Source organism: Streptomyces sp. NH27, from assembly GCF_056859195.1.
Map to the genome: position 1 here is coordinate 1 of NZ_JACEGK010000140.1, position 15,555 is coordinate 15,555.

General features: G+C 72.7%; 9 protein-coding genes and 1 pseudogene. 6 read left to right on the forward strand and 4 right to left on the reverse strand.

Annotation, left to right across the window (positions count from 1 at the left end; translation table 11 throughout):
• The 4 genes from AC13HU_RS14110 to AC13HU_RS14125 all read left to right on the forward strand — a co-directional run.
• On the forward strand, positions 1-2,303 hold a 2,303-nt coding region (locus AC13HU_RS14110), incomplete at its 5' end, for a serine/threonine-protein kinase (RefSeq protein ID WP_483042183.1).
• Positions 2,304-2,449: 146 nt separating this feature from the next.
• A complete protein-coding gene (locus AC13HU_RS14115) occupies positions 2,450-4,138 on the forward strand; it encodes a VWA domain-containing protein (RefSeq protein ID WP_483042184.1) in 1,689 nt (562 codons plus the stop codon).
• On the forward strand, positions 4,135-5,073 hold the full coding sequence (locus AC13HU_RS14120; protein WP_483042185.1) for a hypothetical protein: 939 nt from the start codon (positions 4,135-4,137) through the stop codon (positions 5,071-5,073). The genes AC13HU_RS14115 and AC13HU_RS14120 overlap by 4 nt, the downstream gene beginning before the upstream one ends.
• The gene (locus AC13HU_RS14125) at positions 5,070-6,368 is read left to right on the forward strand and encodes an extracellular solute-binding protein (RefSeq protein ID WP_483042186.1); all 1,299 of its coding nucleotides are present in this window, start codon (positions 5,070-5,072) and stop codon (positions 6,366-6,368) included. Before AC13HU_RS14120 ends, AC13HU_RS14125 begins: the two co-directional genes overlap by 4 nt.
• A gap of 33 nt (positions 6,369-6,401) precedes the next feature.
• On the opposite strand, the gene efeB is transcribed toward AC13HU_RS14125, so the two are convergent.
• The 3 genes from efeB to efeU all read right to left on the reverse strand — a co-directional run bounded on the left by efeB (position 6,402) and on the right by efeU (position 9,895).
• A complete protein-coding gene (gene efeB, locus AC13HU_RS14130; protein ID WP_483042187.1) occupies positions 6,402-7,718 on the reverse strand; it encodes an iron uptake transporter deferrochelatase/peroxidase subunit in 1,317 nt (438 codons plus the stop codon).
• 3 nt (positions 7,719-7,721) lie between these two features.
• Positions 7,722-8,900 carry an iron uptake system protein EfeO gene (gene efeO, locus AC13HU_RS14135; RefSeq protein ID WP_483042188.1) on the reverse strand — a complete coding sequence of 393 codons (1,179 nt, stop codon included), beginning with the start codon at positions 8,898-8,900 and terminating at the stop codon, positions 7,722-7,724.
• Positions 8,901-9,046: 146 nt separating this feature from the next.
• A complete protein-coding gene (efeU, locus tag AC13HU_RS14140) occupies positions 9,047-9,895 on the reverse strand; it encodes an iron uptake transporter permease EfeU (RefSeq protein ID WP_483042189.1) in 849 nt (282 codons plus the stop codon).
• Positions 9,896-10,261: 366 nt separating this feature from the next.
• Here efeU and AC13HU_RS14145 point away from each other — a divergent pair, with 366 nt between their 5' ends.
• Complete coding sequence (locus AC13HU_RS14145; protein WP_483042190.1) at positions 10,262-10,720, forward strand: hypothetical protein; 459 nt, start codon at positions 10,262-10,264, stop codon at positions 10,718-10,720.
• A gap of 29 nt (positions 10,721-10,749) precedes the next feature.
• On the opposite strand, the pseudogene AC13HU_RS14150 reads toward AC13HU_RS14145, so the two are convergent.
• Positions 10,750-13,338 (reverse strand): annotated as a pseudogene (locus AC13HU_RS14150) (type I polyketide synthase); the annotation flags it as partial.
• A gap of 725 nt (positions 13,339-14,063) precedes the next feature.
• On the opposite strand from AC13HU_RS14150, the gene AC13HU_RS14155 reads away from it, so the two are divergent.
• The gene (locus AC13HU_RS14155) at positions 14,064-15,554 is read left to right on the forward strand and encodes a pyridoxal phosphate-dependent decarboxylase family protein (protein ID WP_483042191.1); all 1,491 of its coding nucleotides are present in this window, start codon (positions 14,064-14,066) and stop codon (positions 15,552-15,554) included.
• The last annotated feature ends 1 nt before the right edge of the window (position 15,555 follow it).

The following is a 15,555-nucleotide window of genomic DNA, read 5'->3' on the forward strand; positions in this document are numbered from 1 at the left end:
ACCTGGACACCCTCGACAGCGACGGCCTCGTCCCGCTGCCCGATGTCCCCGCGCCGCCGCTCGCCAGCATCGCCCGCGTGCCCAGCCCGCCGCCCGTCGGCGGCCGGCCCTGCGGCATCCCGGAGTGCCCCGGCACCATCGGTCTGGCGTACGACGGCGGGCCGCCGCCCGACCACGGCTACTGCCCCGAGTGCGGCACCCCGTACTCCTTCCGCCCGCAACTGCGGGTCGGCGACGAGATCGGCGAGGCCAGCCGGCAGACGTACCGCGTGCTCGGCTATCTCTCGCCGGGCGGCACGAGTTGGGTGTACCTCGCCGAGGACACCGAGTTGAAGGACCTCCGGGTGGTGCTCAAGGCGCAGATCAACAACAGCGACGCGATCGCCCGCCTCCGCGCGGTCGAGGAGATGCGCTCGCTCGCCTCGCTGCACCACCGGGACGTGGTCGGCGTCATCTCCTCGCGCAAGCACCTCGCGCCCGGCGAGGAGGAGCCGACCGACTACATCGTTATGGAGTACGTCGCCGGCCGCCCGCTGAACCTGCTGCTGAAGTCGAGCGCCGACGAGTTGGAGGAGTTGTTCGGCGAGCCGTTCGCGCTCGACCACGTGGTGACGTACGGCTGCAAGATCCTCGGCGCCCTGGAGTACCTGCACGACCAGGGGCTGCTCTACTGCGACATGAAGCCCGCGAACGTCATCCACTACGGCCGGCAGGTCAAGTTGATCGACCTCGGTGCGGTGCGCCGCAAGGACGACCGCACCACCCGGCTGTCGTACACCCGCAACTACGCGCCGCCACCGAAGGAGTTGGGCCGACGCGGGTTCCATGTCGACAGCGACCTGTTCACGGTCGGCCGCACCCTGAACGAGCTGTACGACAAGGCGGTGCCGGCCGCCGGGCTCGCCGAACGCTCCTTCGACCGGCTGATCGCCCGCGCCACGCACGACGACCCGGCCGCCCGCTTCACCTCGGCGGCGCAGATGTCCCGGCAGTTGTGGGAGGTGCTGCGGGAGCACCGCGCGCTGAGCCGGAAGGAGCGGCACCCGGAGCGCTCCACCCGGTTCGAGCCGACCGCGGTGCTCTTCGGCGCGGTGCTCGGCGAGGCCCCTGGCACCGGCTACTGGACCGGGCGGCCCGAGCAGACCATGGGCGCCGCACCGGAGTTGGAGTTCGGCGCGCCCGGCCCGCAGGAGGTGGCCCGCGCGCTGCCGGTGCCGATCCCCGACCCGGACGACGGCGCCGTGGTGTTCCTCGGCCGGCTGGGCGCGGCGGTGCCCGAGCGCGTCGCGGAGCGGGTGCTGCACGATCCGCCGCTGCGTACGGTCGAGGTCGCGCTGTGGCTGTGCCGCGGATTCCTGTGGCGCGGCGGCGAGGAGGCGGCCGGCCAGGCCGCGGCGTGGCTGGCCGAGGCGGAGCGGCTGATGGGCCCGGACACTGCGGGCTACGACTGGCGGCTCGCCTGGCACCGCGGCCTGCGTGACCTGATGGCAAATCAAGTACGTTCTGCGCAGGGCTACTTCGAAGCCGTCTACGACATCGTGCCCGGCGAGTGGGCGCCCAAGCTCGCGCTCGGCTACTGCGCCGAGCGGCTGCGCGACCCCGAGAAGGACATCAGCCAGTACTACGAGGCGGTCTGGGAGCGGGACCGGGCCCAGGGCAGCGCCGCGTTCGGCCTGGCCCGCGGCCACCTGCGGGCCGGCCACCGTACGGCGGCGGTCCGGGTGCTGGGCGAAGTCCCGTCCACCTCAAGGCATTACGACACGGCGCGGATCGCCATGATCCGGGTGCTCGCCGGGCGGTTGCCGGGCGCCGACCCCACCGCGGCCGACCTGCGCGACGCCGCCGACCGGATGGCCGACCAGCTGTCCGGCGCGGCCAAGGACCGGCTGATCGCGGAGGTGCGGGAGCAGGAGTACGCACGGCGGATGGCAGCCGCGTCGCCGGGCGGGCCCGCGGAGGCGTACGGCCGCGGGCCCGGCCCGGTGCGGGGCGGCGGGAGCGGTTCCGCGGGCCAACCCGGCTCAGCAGCAGGCATGTTGGCGCGACTGCGCGGCCTGCTGGCCGGCCTGCCGGTCCTCGGTGCCCACCGGCCGCCGCCGTCCGGCCCCGACGGCGTCTGGCTCGACCGGCCGTTCCCCGCGCTTCCGCCGGGCGAACTCTTCAGGGGCGCGGCGAGCGGCCGCCAACTGGCCACCCTGCTGCATGCGTCGCTGCACGGCCTGGCCGACCAGGGACGCGACGCGGCCGAGCGCGGCGACCTCCTCGACCGGGCCTACGCGGTACGGCCGGAGAGCAGATTCTGACGGCACCCACGGTGGACACGGCACCCATGGCACCCGCGGCGGACCCGCGTCGAACCGACTGACCGACTGACCGACTGACCGACCGAGCGACCGACGTACCGAGGCGACCGAGCGACCGACCGAGCGGTGAGGAGCAGCAGGCAGCAGTGGACACTCACGGGAGTACGAGTGGCGACGCGGGCGGGAACGCGCCCGGGTCCGGCAACGGGTCCGGCCGCGGGCAGCCGGACCCGCCCAACGGCACCGCGGCGAGCGCTGGTTCGGGCCGGCCGCCGCACCCGGACGCGGGCCACCGCGCGGAGGCGGCCGGACCCGCGTACCCGGCCGGACCCGTCGTCGGGCTCGCGATCAGCCAGCGCATGTACCTTCCGGCCGGAGCCGGCGTGCAGGACCTGCACGCCATCCTGACCGTGCGGGTCGACGGTATTGACGGCATCGACGGAACCGCGGCAGCGGACGACGCCGGGGGCGCCGCCGGCTCCGCCCTCGCCGAAGTCCTCGTCGTGGACTGCTCCGTGTCGATGAACATGCCGGAGAAGAAGATCCACGCGGCCCGGCAGGCCGCCGTCACCGCGCTGAAGGCGCTGCCGGACGGCACCCCGTTCGCGGTCGTCAAGGGCACCCACAAGGCGGTGATCGCCTATCCGCCGTCCGGCCCGATGCGCCCGGCCTCGGCGGCCACCCGGGCCGAGGCGACGCAGGCGGTGTACGCGATGCGGGCCGGCGGCGGCACCTGCGTCGGCAACTGGCTCGCCCTGGCAGGGAAGTTGCTCGCCGAGCAGTCCGCGCCGATCCCGCACGTCCTGATGCTCACCGACGGCAGGAACGAGCACGACGACCACAACCCGCTCGCCGGCGTGCTCGACACCTGGCAGGGCCGTTTCCTGTGCGATGCCTGGGGGATCGGCAAGGACTGGGACGCGCAGGTGCTGCTGGACGTCACCAGGCAGCTGCACGGCAGCGCCGACGCGGTGCACGAGGAGTCCGAACTGCCCTCGGCGTACGCGGCGTTGGTCACGGAGTTGCTCGCCAAACCGCTGCCGGAGCTGGAGATCCGGGTGAGGCCCTCGCCCGGCAGCAGGCTGCGCTACCTGCGCCAGATGTTCCCCAACGAGCTGAGCCTGCCGCAGACCGGGACCGGCACCGGGACCGGCACCGCCGTCGCCTTCACCACCCGCGCGTGGGGCAACGAAGTGCGCAGGTACCAGCTGTGCGTGACCGTCGACCCGGCCGGGCGGGAACTGGACGAGGACCTCCAGGCGGCGGTCGTGGAGGTGGCGCTGCCCGGCCTGCCCCGCCGGCTGGCCGGCGGACACCCCGGCGGATCGGCCGAGTTGCGGCTGCCGCCGGCCCAGCCGTGCCAGGTGCGGTGGACCGACGACCCGGTGCTGGCCCGTACCGGCAACGAGGAGGACGAGCACTTCGAGAAGCACCGGCGCCTGGGCGACACCGCCGCGCTCGCCGCCGAGGCGTTCCGGCTCGGGCGGCGCGACGAGGCGGTCCGGCTGCTCGGCGTCGCCGTCACGCTCGCCCACGAGCTGGGCGCCCAGCGCCAACTGGCCGAACTCCAGCGGATCGTGGAGATCCGCGACCCGGTGACCGGGTACGTGGTGCTGCGTGAGGGCGTGACGCAGGACGCGTTCGAGCACCTGATCACCGCGAGCACGCACACCACGCACGGCCCCACCTCGGACGGTTTGCCCGCCGGCGCGGTGCCGGTGCGGCCGGTGGCCGGGCTGGTCGACTGCCCGAGCTGCCGGGCCCGGATCCCGTCGAACTCCAAGTTCTGCCCGAACTGCCGGCAGCGCCGCGCGCCCGGAGTCGAGGCGCCATGAGCACCACCTCGCGTGAACTGTGGCACCGGCTGTGGCTGCTGGCCGCCCTGATAGCGGTCACCACCCTGGCGCTGCTGGGCTCCTACGCCGGGGTGCACAGCGACGCGGTGCCGCTCGCGTCGTCCACCGCGTCAGGGGTGCTCGACGTGGACACCGCGAAGGACGCGCTGATCCGGGCCGAGCAAGACGCCGAACTGGACGCGGCCTCCGACGCGGCCGGCACCAGCGGCTTCTTCACCCAGGTCGCCGTCGCCAACCAGATCCTCACGTCGGCCGCCGCCGAGGACGTCACCGGGCCGAGCGGCCGGCTCACCCTCAAGACGGTGACCGGGCTGATCTCGGCGTACTCGTACTGGATCGGGCTCGCCGGGCAGGTCCCGATGAACTCCCCGCTGCACGACGGCTTCATGCACGACGCGGCCGACGTGCTGGGCAAGTCCGTCGACCCCGTTTCCGGTTCGTCGCTGATGAGCCGGCTCAACGCGCTCCAGCAGGCGCAGGTGGCGGTGGTGCACCGGCAGACGTCGTTCGGGTGGCGGCTGGTGCTGGGCTGGAGCGTGTCGCTGGTGCTGGTCGCCGCGCTGACCGTCGCGCTGGTGGAGGCGCACCGCTTCCACCGGGCCCGGTTCCGGTGCCGCTGGAACCGTCAACTCGCCGCGGCCGGTGGCCTGCTGGTGTGCGGATCGGTGGTTCTCGCGGTCTTCACCTGGCAGACCCACACCGGCCTGTTCCACGCCCGCAGGCTGCTGGAGCGGCCGCACGCGGGCGCGCTGATCAGCGCCGCCGGGGCGGACGTCGCCCGGCGGATGGCGGACACCGGCTTCCGCGCCGCGGCGGCCGGCTGGATAGTGGCCGGGGGAGTGGTACTGATGGTTCTGGTCGTGTGGGCGCTGGTGCCGCGGATCAACGAGTACCGCGTCAAGGCGCCCCGATGAGGTGGCCGGGCGGAAGGGTGTACGGCGTCATCGGCCTGTGCCTGGTGGTGGTCGTCGTGGCGAGCGTCATGGTGGTGCGGGCGTTCGGCGGGAACGGCTCGGTGACGCTGCTGGCGAACTGGAGCGGGCACGACGAGACGCTCTTCCGGCAGAACGTCATCGAGCCGTTCGAGGCCGCGGAGCACATCCACGTTCTCTACCAGGGCAGTTCGGCCGAGAGCCAGGTGCTCGACGCCGACGCCGAGGCCGGCGCGCCGCCCGATGTAGCGGTGCTGCCCGGCCCCGGTGAACTCGCCGACTACGCGCACAACGGCCAACTCCAGCCGCTGGACGACCTGATCGACGCCAAGGACTTCAACGCGCCCTGGGCGCCGAAGGTCGACGGCCCAAAGAGCGAGGGCGCGCACTACTACTGGCTGCCGATCAAGACCGACCTGAAGAGCGCGGTGTGGTACCCGAAGGGCATGTCGGCCGCGCAGCGCACCGCCGCCGCGGCCCAGCCCGGCTCCTGGTGCCTGGGCATGGTCTCCGGCGCCACCTCCGGCTGGCCGGCCACCGACTGGATCGAGGACATCCTGCTCCAGCAGGCCGGCCCTGCCGTGTACCAGCAGTGGGCCACCGGGCAACTGCCGTGGACCGACGCGCGCGTCGAACGGGCCTGGCGGACCTGGGGCACCATGGTCGGCGCCGGCCAGGACAGCTACGTGCGGCCCGCGGTGACGCGCGCCTACGACGCGGTGTCCCGCACCTCGGCCGACGGCCGTGCCGCGTGCACCCTGGAGCACCAGTCGTCGTTCATACGCGCCGACGGCGGCTGGGCGGACCCCGCGGACCCCCCGCACTCCGACGCCGACTTCGTGCACTCCACGGACCTCATCCCCGGGCCGCACACCACCCAGGACGCCTGGGAGGTCTCCGGCGACCTCGCCGCGATGCTGCACGACACGCCCCAGGCACGGAAGTTGATCAGCTACCTGGCGCGGCCCGAGGTGCAGGAGAAGTGGAGCCTGTCGCAGTCCGCGTTCTCCGCCGACCGCGCGGTGGCACAGTCCGCCTACGCCGCAGACCCGGTCACCCTCGCCGCGGCCAGGACCCTCAACGCGCCTGGCACCGTGCGCTGTTACGACGCCTCCGACGCGATGCCGTCGGTGATGCGGGACGCCTTCGAGTTGGCCGCGCTGCGCTACCTGACCGAACCGACTTCACTGGAACACCAGTTGACGACCCTGGAGGGAGTGCGCGAGCGGCAGACGATGGTGTGGCTGCCGAAGGTGTGCGGCGGTGGCTCCGGTTGACGGAACGTCGGGTCGCCGGAGCCGGCCCCGGGGTCAGCCGAAGAGCTGGGTGGACCAGTCCTGGCCGGCCGCCAGGCCGGGCGGGGTGACGAAGACGCCACTGCCGATGTGCTGGATGTACTCGTTGAGCGCGTCGTGCCGGCCGAGGATGCGCTGGAGGGTGGTGAACTGGTCCGGGCTCTTCATGAACGCCACGAAGAACAGCCCGCCCAGCAGGTCGCCCGTCTCCGAGTCGATCCCGTCGGTGTACGAGTAGCCGCGCCGCAGGATGCGCAGCCCGTTGTTGTTCTCGTGGGCGGCCAGCCGGATGTGCGCGTCGGCCGGAATGACGTACTGCCCACCGGACCTGGCGTGGAAGTCGGGGGTGTCGAACTCGGCCTTCCCGGTCAGCGGCGCCCCGCTGGACTTGAACCGGCCGAACACGTCCTGCTGGTCGCCGAGCCGGTCCCGGTCCCACTGCTCCATCCGCATCTGGATCTTCCGGCTGACCAGGTACGACCCGCCGCGGGCCCACCGCTGCGGCTCCTCCTCGCCGATCCACACGTGCTGACCCATGAGCGCCGCGTCGTTCGCGTCGATGTTGCGGGTGCCGTCCTTGAAGCCCAGCAGGTTGCGCGGGGTGGCCTGCTGTCGCGTGGTGGACGAGGTGCGGCCGAAGCCGAGTTCCATCCAGCGCGGCGCCAGCGTGCCGAACGCGAGCCGGCGCAGGTTGCGTACCGCGTGGAAGGCGACCTGCGGGTCGTCCGCGCACGCCTGCACGCACAGGTCGCCGCCGGAGTTGTCCGGGTCGAGGTTGTCCTTCGGCAGGTGCGGCAGCGTCTTGAGCGCGGAGGGGCGGCGCGCGGCCAGCCCGAAGCGGCCGTCGAAGAGCGACGGGCCGTACCCGATGGTGATGGTGAGGTTGCCGGGCGCGAGGCCGATCGCCTCGCCGGTGTCGTCCGGCGGGGTGTTGAGGTCGCCGACGTCCCCGGGCACCGGCTTGCCGAGCGTCATGGCCTCCGCGGCGGCCGTCCACGTCTTGAGCACGTCCGCCAGTTCGGCGCGGGTCACGCCGGGCGTCGCGTCGAACGTGGCGAAGCACAGCCGGTCCTGGGACGGGGTGGCTATGCCTGCCTGGTGGCTGTCGCGGAAGGCGACGATCTGGCTCCTGGCGGTGCCGCCGGAGCCGTTGCCGCCCGAGCCGGACGAGCCGCCCCGGGCCAGTACGGTGCCGCCCACGCCGACGGCCGCACCGGCCACCGCCGCACCGGCGCCGACGGCGCCCAGCAGCCGGCGCCGGGTCACGGCGGCTGCCGACTCCGGCCGCCGCTCTTCGGGTTCGGGGGTGATGTCCGGGGTGCTGTCGGTCATCGGTCAGGCAATCTTTCCGGCGATCTTGGAGACGGACTCGGCGTAGGCGTCCACGGTCTGGGACAGCGTACGCCGCTGGGCAGCGGTGACCTTGCGGTAGTCCACGTAGCCGCTGCCCTCGTAGCCGGGCGTTGCGGCGTACTTCTTCAGGGCCGCCGCGGTGGCCTGGTAGCGCTGGGTGACCTCGGCGGCCAGCGCCGGGTCCTTCTTCTTCAGCGTCGGCATCAGCACGTCGACCGCCTCGTTGGCGCCGGCCAGGTTGCCGTCGAAGTCGAGCAGGTCGATGTGCGAGTACCGCTCCTCCTCGCCGGTGATCTTCGAGGACTGGATCTCGTTGACCAGGTCGGTGGCGCCGTTGGCGATCACCGCGGGCTGGTACTCGACCGTCGGCACCTGGTCGTTGAGGCTCTTGACGTCGGCGTTGAGCTGGTCGGCGAGCTTGCCCATGCCGGCCAGCGACTTCTGCTGCCAGATCGCCTGCTCGATACGGTGGAAGCCGGTGAAGTCCGCCGGGGTGGCGGCGTCGTCGGCGCGGCCGTCGATCCGGCCGTCCAGGTCGCCCCAGATCTCCGCGGTGGGCTCGATCCGCTCGTAGTGCACGCGGGCCTTGCCGTAGAGGGTCTTCGCCTCGTCGAGCTTGCCGGCCTTGACGGCGGCGGTGAACGCGGCGGTGGTGGTGACGAGTTGCTTGACCTCGCCGTCGATCCAGGTGCCGTACTGCTGGGTGGCGGCGACCAGTTGCGGGTCGTCCTTCCAGGTCTTCTTGACGGCACCGGTGACGGTGAAGTCGGAGCGGCTGGTGCTCGCGCCGGGGCAGTAGACGGTGTACGTGCCCTTGTCGAGGTTGAGGGTGAAGTCGCCGGACAGGCCCGGGGTCAGGTTCTCCTTCTCACCGAGCATCTTGCCGTTGTCCTGCAACTCGGCCTCGGTGACCTTCGCCGAGTTCTTGTTGGCGACGGTGAACTTCACGGTGCCGGCCGGCGCCTTGGCGGGGCTGGGCGCGCAGCCCTTGTCGGTGATGGTGATGGTGACCTTGGAGGTCTTCGCGCCCGCGGCTTTCGCGTCGGTGCCGGCGGAGCCCTTGTCTCCCTTGTCGCCGCCGCAGGCGGTGAGCAGCATGCCCGCGGCTATCACGGTCGCGGCGCAGGCCAGGACTCGGCGGTGGGTGGCAGCGGGGTTCACGAGGGCTCCTTGGTGAGGCCGGGCGGGGCGCGCCGGAAGACGGGGTGGTGCGACGTTCACGGGTGCGACGTCCACAGGGCGGCGCAAGGTCGTACGAAGGCGAAGGCGAAGGCGAGGGCTGCGGGGCCCGGCCGGCGCGTACCGGCTCAGCCGGCTTGCACGGGCTCGGCCGACGGCTGCTTGGCGGGGGCCTTCTTGCGGCGGGCCGGCCACAGCACGACCGCGAGCATCGGGACCGTGTAGACCAGCCAGCCGATCACCATGGCCCAGCTCATGAGCGGTTGGATGCCGAGGACGCCGGTGACCACGGAGGAGGTCGGGGTGCCCGGGCGGACCAGCCAGGACAGGTCGAGCACCGGGTTGTTCCGGTCGATCCAGCCGCCTTCGTACGCGGTCATGATCGCGGTGGAGACCAGTCCGGCGGCGACCAGGATCAGCACGATGCCGGTGATCCGGAAGAAGCGGGAGAGGTTGATCCGCACCCCGCCGCGGTAGATGCCGTAGCCGACCACGGCGGCGACCAGGATGCCGAGCGTGGCGCCGGCGCCGCCGTACCAGGGGTTGTTGCTCTCGTTGAACGTCGCGAGCAGGAACACCGACGTCTCGAACCCCTCGCGCAGCACCGCGAGGAAGGCCATCATCACCAGCGCCGAGGCCGAACCCTCGGACAGCGCGCGGCCGGCCGCGCCCTCCAGGTCCTTGCGCAGGTCGCGGGAGTGGCGGCGCATCCACAGCACCATGTAGCTGACCATGACGACGGCGATCGCGCCGACCACCGTCTCCAACTGCTCCTGCTGGCGGGTCGGCAGCTCGCTGGAGAAGGTCTGCAGCAGCACCGCGACCGCCACGCAGATCGCCACCGCGATGCCGACGCCGATCCACACCTTCTTCAGCGCGTCGCGCCTGCCCTGCTGGCCGAGGAAGGACGCGATGATGCCCACGATGAGGGCCGCTTCGAGACCTTCGCGGAGTCCGATCACGAACGTGGGGAGCATGGAGGTCCTTCTCGGTGCCGGCGCCGGTGCAGGCGGGCCGGAGCTTGGCGGAAATATGGCTGGGGGGCTGGGGAGGCTAAGGAGAGGCTTCCCTAGCTTAGGTCACCCTTATTAGTACGGAACCCGCCGGGCGCGCGTCAAGCCGTGGGGGCCCGCAATCCGCACCAAACCGGGCTTCATGTGGGACGGTTCACCCGGCCTTGGCCGGCTCTTTACGGTCGGCCGGCGCGGCCTTGGGATCGGCCCCGTTCGCGGCGTCCTGCACGGCCCCGGGTTCCGCTCGCCGCGGAGTTTCCGGGCAAAGGCGCACAAGCGGAAAGCGAGGGTTCCCTCACGCCTCACCCGTCCCCTAGTGTCCCTTCCGCCATGGACTACTGCGACGCGTGCCGACGCCATCTCAACGGCGCCTACTCGTGCCCCGGATGCGGTACCCCGGCCGACCGGCTCGCGCTGCCCGCGGTGGGCGAGACCGCCCAACTCCCGGCGATCGGCGGGGACGCGGACGGCCCCGCCGACGACGCGCCCTACGGCGGCGGGCGGGCCGCGCGACGGCTCGCGGCCCGGGGGAAGGCGGCCCACCGCGCCAGACACGGCAGGCAGCGGGCCACGGTGTACGGGATCGGCGCGATCGCGGTGGTCGGCGCCGCCACCGGGGCGGTCGCGGCCGGCGCGGTCACGGCCGCGGGCGGGGTCGGGGCGACGGCGGGGGCCGCCGTACCGGCCGCGCTCTCGGTCGGTGCGGTCGCGTCGCCCCACCAGGAGCGGTCCTTGCGGAACGGGTACTGCGGCGCGGCCGAGGTGCGCCGGTACCGGTCGCCGCGGTAGAGCCGGCACACGGCGAGGTCGGCCCCCGCGGTGAACAGGGCGCCGGCGGTGGCCAGTACGTGCCGTACGTCCTGCCGGTCGCGGTCGAGGGTCGGGATGACGGTCACGTCGCGGCCGGCGAGCGCCTCGGTGAGGTGCGGGGTCAGCGCGCCGTGCGGCCCGACCTCCAGCACGATGGTGCAGCCGGCGTCGACGGCGGTGCGCACCGCGTCGTGGCAGCGGACGGCCTCGCGGGCCTGGGAGGTCCAGTACTCCGGGCCCTCCTCGCCGGTGAGCGGGCGGCCGGTGGTGCCGGAGATCACCGTGCACTCGGGCCGGGTCGGCTTCAACTCGGCCGCGTGCTTGTGCAGTTCGGGCAGCGCCGGGTCCATCAGCGGCGAGTGGAAGGCGTGCGAGGTGTGCAGCCACGCGGTGTCCACCCGGGCCTTCGCGGCGAGTTCGGCGATCTCCTCGACGGCGTCGGCCGCGCCGGAGACGACCACGCTGCGCGGGCCGTTGACCGCGGCCAGCGCCGCCCGCTCCTCCCGCCCGGCGAGCCAGCCGGCGACCGTGTCCTGGTCGGCGCTGATCGCCAGCATCCGTCCCTCGCGCGGGAGTTCGGCCATCACCCGGCCGCGCTGCACGCTGAAGCGGGCGGCGTCCTCCAGGGTCAGCATGCCGCCGACGCAGGCGGCGACCAGCTCGCCGATGCTGTGCCCGGTCACCGCGGAGGGGCGCAGCCCCCAGGAGTGCAGCAGTTCGGCGAGGGCGTACTCGACCGCGAACAGCGCCGGCTGGGCGAAGCGGGTGTCGTGGATGTCGGGTGCGGCGGCGTCGGAACCCCCCTTGGGTCCCTCGGCCCTCTCGGCGCCCTCGCCCGCGGCCGCGAACAGCACGTCGCGCAGCGGAACTTCGAGGGTGCCGTCCATCGCCGCGGCGCAGCGGTCGATCGCTTCGGCGAACGCCGGCTCCCGCTCGTACAGTTCGCGGGCCATCCCCGGGTACTGGGTGCCCTGGCCGGAGAAGACGAGGGCGACCTCGGCGGTGCCGCGCGGGTGGCCGCTGGTGACGGTGGCCGGGGCGCGGCCGGTCTGCCACTGGCGCAGGCTGTTGGCGAGCTGGCTGCCGCCGCGGCCGGTCACCGCGATCCGGTGCCGCAAGGCGGCACGTCCGGAGGCGGCGGTGAACACCGCTGCGGGAAGATCCTGTTGCTTGGTACGGGACAGGAAGTCCGCCCAGCGGCCGGCGAGTTCGTGCAGGCTGTCGGCCGACTTCGCGGACAGCACCAGCAGTTCGTCGGCGCGCGACGGCGCGGCGGCCGGCGGCTGCGGGTCGGCCGGGCGGGGCCGGGGTGCCTCGCGCAGCAGCGCGTGGGCGTTGGTGCCGCTGTAGCCGAAGGAGTTGACCGCGGCCATCCGGGGGGTGTCGCGGCGCGGCCAGCTCACCGGCTCGGCGGGGATCCGCACGGGGGTGCCGGCCAGGTCGATCTTCGGGTGCAGCCGGTTCAGGTGCAGGCTCGGGTAGATCGTCTCGCGGTCCAGCGACAGTGCGGCCCTGACCACCCCGAGCAGTCCGGCGCCGGCCTCGATGTGCCCGACGTTGCTCTTGCCGGAACTCACGTAGAGCGGCTGGTCGGCGGGGCGGGCGGCGCCGTAGGTGCGGAGGATGGCGTCCATCTCGATGGGGTCGCCGACCGGAGTGCCGGTGCCGTGCGCCTCCACGTAGTCCACCTGGGTGGGCTGCACGCCGGCGCCGGTCAGCGCGGCCCGGATCACCCGCTGCTGGCTGCTGCCGTCGGGCGTGGTGAGGGTGCGGGTGCGGCCGGTGTGGTTGAGCGCGGTGCCCACCACGCTGGCCAGGATCGGGTCGCCGTGCTCCTCGGCGAGCGACTGCCGCTTGAGCAGCACCGCCACGCAGCCCTCGCTGCGGACGTACCCGTCGGCGTCGGCGTCGAAGGTGCGGCACTGGCCGGCCCGGGAGAACAGGCCGAGCTTGGAGAAGGAGATGTGCACATTGGGCGCGAGGATCGCGTTGGCGCCGGCCACGATCGCCGAGTCGCACTCGCCGCTGAGGATGGACTGCCGGGCCAGGTGCAGCGCGACCAGCGAGCCGGAACAGGCGGTGTCCACGGTCAGGCACGGGCCGCGCAGGCCGAGGAAGTGCGCGACCCGGCCCGCGGAGATGCTGTCGGTGTCCATCGCCTCGTAGGCGCTGATGCGCTCCAGGCCGCCGCGGTTCTTCATGGTCGAGTAGTCGTAGGACATCAGGGCCATGAAGACGCCGGTGTTGCTGTCGGCGAGCTCGTCGGGGTTCTGCCCGGCGTTCTCCAGGGCGTGCCACACGGTTTGCAGCAGCATCCGCTGCTGCGGGTCCATGTGTACGGCCTCCACGTCGGAGATACCGAAGAAGGCGGCGTCGAACCGGTCGATGTCGTCGACGAAGCCGCCGTGCCGGACATAGGTATGGCCCGGACTCAGCGGGTCCGGGTCATACAGCGCGTCGACGTCCCAGCGGGTGGACGGGACCTCACGGACGCAGTCGCGGCCCTCCTCGAAGACAGCCCGCGCCTCCTCCAGGGTGTGCACGCTTCCGGGCAGGGTGCAGCCGACGCCGACGACGGCAATGGGTTCTGTTTCCAACTGGTGCTCTCCTTCGAAGACGGGGAAACGGCGCGGATTTCCGGTGGCGCGCCGTGTTCTTGATGGCGCGGCGGCCGGAGATTCGCGCGCCCGGCGGCGTGGCGAAGCGCCCGCGACGCAATTTCTCGACGTATATGCCGGCCGGTGACAGCGGTGTCGCCGGCGGGCCGGATGGCAGTGGGTCTGCGGGTACGGAATTCAGGCCGTGGGTCGGATTCGGCCGGAGCCGATCGACGCTTTCGGCGGCCTGTGCACGGTATTTACGGGACCTGCAACGGCCTTTGGTGGTACTCGGCACTGCTCGGTGGTCGAAAACATACTCGGAAGAACCGGTCCGGCATCCGCACGGAACCGAACCGGATGTCACCAAGTGAAGCAGCCAACCGCACGGCGCGCGGCATCAGTTGTGGCGACATCACCCGAACGGGTCCGACTGCCCAGTTTCGCCCGCCGATTGGGCATTCCATAGCACCGGACCCGCGGACGGCGGGGCAATTACGCGGCGCCGCATAATTGCCCCCGCGGGGGCATTGTTGCGGCGCGCGTATTTCCGTGGCGTTCCCTACGGTCCCGGCGGCGCGTCTCGCCCGGTTATCACCAAATCACCACACGCTGTACCTCGTTGGAATGAAAGACCCTTCCCCGGAGCTCCTCGGGTGGGCGGGCCGGAAGGAACCGCCCTACTGTTCAGGGCGCAGTACGCGAGACGAGAGAGGGCGTAAGACGTGAGGGGACAGCCAACGGCCACGGTCCACCCGCTTGCCGGGCCGAGGAACCCGTCCGACCACGAGCCCGGTGTGCTCGCCGAAGTCGCCGGCTATGCAGAGACGTATCTGTCCGCCGACCGCCCGGTGCGGCCCCGCGACCCCGGCCGGCTGGCCGAGCTGCTCGGCGGCCCGCTGCCGATCGCCGGCCACCCCGAACAGGCCACCGTGCAGCGGCTGATCAGGGCCGGCGAGGCCGGGGCACTCGGCTCCGGCGCGGCCCGCAGCTTCGGCTACGCGGTCGGCGGCGCGCTGCCGGTCGGCGTCGCCGCGGACTGGCTGACCAGCGTGTGGGACCAGTGCGACGTCTTCCACGACCTCAGCCCGCTGTCCGCGGTCGCCGAAGAGGTCTGCGAGCGCTGGCTGGTGGAACTGCTCGGGCTGCCGGCCGGCACCGTGATGGGCCTGACCTCCGGCTGCACCACCGCCAACCTGGTCTGCCTGGCCGCCGCCCGCGAGCACCAGCTCCAGCGGGCCGGCTGGACCGTCAACGAGCAGGGCCTGTCCGCCGCGCCGCCGCTGACCGTCCTGGTCGGCAAGGAGACCCACGTCTCCGTGCTGCGCTGCCTGCGGCTGCTCGGCCTGGGCGGCGCGATCCGCTACGTGGAGGCCGACGACGAGGGCCGGATGGCGGTGCGGCACCTGCGCGAGCTGGCCGCGGCCGTCCCCGGCGGGCTGATCGTGTGCGGCCAGATCGGGTCGATCAACTGCGGCTCTGTCGACCCGCTGCGGGCCATCGCCGAGGTCACCCACGAGTACGGCGGCTGGCTGCACCTCGACGGCGCGTTCGGGCTGTGGGCCGCCGCATCCCCGCGCCAACGGCCGCTGCTGGACGGCGCCGACCAGGCCGACTCCTGGTCCTGCGACGGCCACAAGTGGCTCAACACCCCCTACGACAGCGGGCTGGCGTTCTGCGCCCGGCCCGAGCCCTTCCACCAGGCGGTCGGCATCCACGCCGACTACATCCACAGCACCGAACGCACCGGCCGCGACCCGATGAACTACCGGCTGGAGATGTCCCAGCGGGCCCGCTCGCTGACGCTGTGGGCGGTGCTGCACCACCTCGGCCGGCAGGGCATCGCGGACCTGGTCGACCGCAACTGCGCCGCGGCCCGCCACCTCGCCGGTCGGCTCGCCGCGGAACCCGGCATCGACGTCCTGACCCCGGTCCGGCTCAACCAGGTGCTGCTGCGGATCGGCGACGACGCGCACACCCGCCGGGTGGTCGAGCGGCTCAACTCCGAGGGCACCTGCTGGGTGACGCCGACCCAGTGGAAGGGGCGCGGCGCCGTACGGCTGTCGGTGTGCAGCTGGCGCACCGACGAGGCGGCGACCGCACCCGCGGTGGCCGCCTTCCTCGCCGCCCACCGCACCAGCGGCGGCATCACGGACGGCGGAGCCCACGGCGCCCCCCGCACTCCTCGCACTTCCCGAACCCCCCGCACTCCCTGAG

Bases quoted from the DNA above. Each gene is read 5' to 3' on its own strand.
- AC13HU_RS14120 (WP_483042185.1), top strand. From the start codon at position 4,135: ATGAGCACCACCTCGCGTGAACTGTGGCACCGGCTGTGGCTGCTGGCC.
- AC13HU_RS14125 (WP_483042186.1), top strand. From the start codon at position 5,070: ATGAGGTGGCCGGGCGGAAGGGTGTACGGCGTCATCGGCCTGTGCCTG.
- efeB (WP_483042187.1), bottom strand. From the start codon at position 7,718: ATGACCGACAGCACCCCGGACATCACCCCCGAACCCGAAGAGCGGCGG.
- efeU (WP_483042189.1), bottom strand. From the start codon at position 9,895: ATGCTCCCCACGTTCGTGATCGGACTCCGCGAAGGTCTCGAAGCGGCC.
- AC13HU_RS14145 (WP_483042190.1), top strand. From the start codon at position 10,262: ATGGACTACTGCGACGCGTGCCGACGCCATCTCAACGGCGCCTACTCG.